Raw genomic sequence first — 2,813 nt, 5'->3', positions numbered from 1 at the left:
AGGAAGCCGCTGATTCAGCAAAAGAACGTATACATCACGTATGCGTTCTTTTTTTATACCATAATAGGTCTTGTGGTATAATAAAGCATATCTAACCGTGAAGGAGTGGAAGAAAATGAATGAGACCATATACGGTTCTTATGGGAAGACGCTGCAGGCCGTCCTGGATTATCTGGTTCAGCAGATACAGTCGTACAGCAGTGCCCGAAAAGAACGCAGCGGCGAAGCAGCGTACGAACATCTGATTTACCGCATTAAGACGCCGGACAGTATGGAAGAAAAGTGCCGCCGCAAAGGCCTTCCCTGTACGGCATACAGCGCCCTTCATGACATCCGCGATGCCATTGGCCTCCGCGTCGTATGCTGTTTTCTGGATGATATTTATGAAAACATTGCGTCTATTGCAGCCATTCCCGGCGTTCGTATTGTTGAGGAAAAAGATTACATCCGCCAGGCCAAGCCCAATGGCTACCGCAGCTACCATATGATTCTGGACGTTGAAGCGCCTTATGAAGACGTATTGGGGCAGAATCCAGGCCACTTCTTCGCAGAAGTGCAGCTCCGGACGATTGCCATGGATTCCTGGGCCAGCCTGGAACATCAGATGAAATATAAACATGACATTCAGAATCCGGAAATGATCGTGCGGGAGCTGAAACGCTGTGCCGATGAACTGGCAGCCTGCGATTTATCCATGCAGACCATTCGCAACCTGATTCATGAAGGTTCGTAACTAACAGAAAGGATAGACAATGAAACTTTTACTTGCCGAAGATGAAAAGGCCATGTCCATGGCCCTGGCAGCAATACTGGAACATTCCGGCTATACCGTAGACGCTGTATACGACGGCGCAGAGGCCCTGGAAAAAGGCCGGACCGGTGCCTATGACTGCATGATCTTTGATATTATGATGCCGAAGATGGATGGTGTCGCTGTTCTGAAAGAACTGCGCAGCAGCGGCGATACGACACCGGTTATCATGCTGACGGCCAAAGCGGAAATTGACGACCGCATTACCGGCCTCGATGCCGGCGCAGACGATTATCTGACCAAGCCCTTTGCCATGGGTGAGCTCCTGGCCCGCATTCGCTCCATGACGCGTCGGTCTGGTGAGACCTTTACGCCTGATACGCTCACTGCCGGCAGTGTCCGCCTGGATCTGGAAGAACAGGAATTATCCTGTAAAAATGCGGTCCGCCTGGGCAATAAAGAAGCGAAACTCATGAAGTACTTTATGCTGAATCCCGGCAAATGCCTGTCAGCAGACATGATTTTTTCCCATATCTGGAAAGACGATGACGACGTTACGGTGGATATTGTCTGGATGTACGTATCCTATTTGCGGGAAAAACTGCAGGCTGTACAGGCGGATATTGCCATTTCCGGCAATCGGGAGCAAGGCTTTTCCCTTATCGTGCAGTCGTAATGAAAGGACGGTGCATGCTGCGTGGACATGGTTACATCAATGCGGCGGAAGTTTATTCTCATTGCGACGGCAGCTGTCGTCATCATCGTTGCCGGTGCCCTGGGACTAATCAACACGATGAATTACATGCGGATGCAGTGGCAAATCGAGTCGGTTCTGTCTTATATTTCCCATAATAACGGCAGGCTGCCGTCCCAGCTGGCGCCGGAAGAACGGAGCTGGTTTGATGACCCTGACTGGTCCCATGATACGCCGGAATTTTCCTATCAGATCCGGTATTTCAGCATTCGCGTCAATGACGACGGCTATGCTGAGGAAATCAATATCAGCCGCATTGCCACCTTTACGCAGGAAGAAGCCATTCAGTATGCCCGTACGACCGTGCAGGAAGGGAAGCCCAGCGGCTTTTTCAAAAAAGACCGGGCTACGTACGGCTACTTGATTACCAAGCTGGATACGGGGTATCTCATCGTCATTATGGACTGTACCCGCGATGCCGCTGCAGTGCAGTCGTTTATGCGCAATTCCCTGTGGTTTGGCCTGGGCTGTATCCTGTTGTATATCCTCATTGTGGCGTCGCTGTGCAACATCGTCATCAAGCCCTTTATCCGCAACATGGAAAGCCAGAAGCGCTTTATCACCAATGCCGGTCATGAGCTGAAGACACCTATTGCCATCATATCGGCCAATACGGAAGCCCTGGAAATGATCAGCGGCAAAAGTCAGTGGACGGAAAATATTCTGAAACAGGTACAGCGGTCGGCTAAACTGATTAATGATTTAATCGTCTTGTCTCGCATGGATGAGCAGAAAAAGATGCTGACCATGGAAGATGTTAACGTATCGGAAATGGTTGCGTCTATTGCCGAGTCTTTTCAGGCTGTGGCGGAAGAACAGGAAAAGAAACTGGTCTGCCGTGTTGAACCGGATATTTCTGTCCGTTCGGACGGCAAGAGCCTGTATACGCTGGTCAATGCCCTCATCGACAATGCTGTCAAGTACTGCGATGACGGCGGCATGATTACTGTCGAAGCCGTGCCCGTTACGAAGACTGTGCGCAAGCAGAAAGGAACGGTCATTTCCATTTCCAATTCCTATGCAGACGGTGTCAATCGGGATTATCAGCATTTCTTTGAACGTTTTTACCGGGGCGATGAGTCGCACAACAGCAAAAAATCGGGATACGGCATTGGCCTGTCCATGGCCCAGGAATTAGCGCAGCTGTTGAAGGGAAAACTGACTGTATCCTATAAAAACGGCGTCATTACCTTTGCGGTCCGGCTGTAATCGGGTGTGCAGCCCGTCTTTTTCACAGAGACATATATTTGTGCCCATATACAGAAAAGACTGCCTTTAAAGCCAAGTGGCTGAAAGGGCAGTCTTTTT

General features: G+C 50.0%; 3 protein-coding genes. All 3 read left to right on the top strand.

Annotation, left to right across the window (positions count from 1 at the left end; all coding sequences use genetic code 11):
* Window positions 1-115 precede the first annotated feature (115 nt).
* From Q3886_RS09865 to Q3886_RS09855, 3 genes are read left to right on the top strand one after another with little or no spacing between them, the layout of a single operon-like run.
* Complete coding sequence (locus Q3886_RS09865) at window positions 116-733, top strand: GTP pyrophosphokinase family protein (protein ID WP_301861298.1); 618 nt, start codon at window positions 116-118, stop codon at window positions 731-733.
* A 19-nt stretch (window positions 734-752) separates the two neighbouring features.
* The gene (locus tag Q3886_RS09860) at window positions 753-1,427 is read left to right on the top strand and encodes a response regulator transcription factor (protein ID WP_301861296.1); all 675 of its coding nucleotides are present in this window, start codon (window positions 753-755) and stop codon (window positions 1,425-1,427) included.
* A gap of 27 nt (window positions 1,428-1,454) precedes the next feature.
* On the top strand, window positions 1,455-2,714 hold the full coding sequence (locus Q3886_RS09855) for an ATP-binding protein (RefSeq protein ID WP_301861295.1): 1,260 nt from the start codon (window positions 1,455-1,457) through the stop codon (window positions 2,712-2,714).
* Window positions 2,715-2,813: the final 99 nt, after the last annotated feature.

The sequence above is a fragment of the uncultured Megasphaera sp. genome (assembly GCF_958350005.1).
Lineage (GTDB): Bacteria > Bacillota > Negativicutes > Veillonellales > Megasphaeraceae > Megasphaera.
Note: the sequence above shows the minus strand (reverse complement) of the source record. Positions and strands in the feature narration are given on the sequence as shown.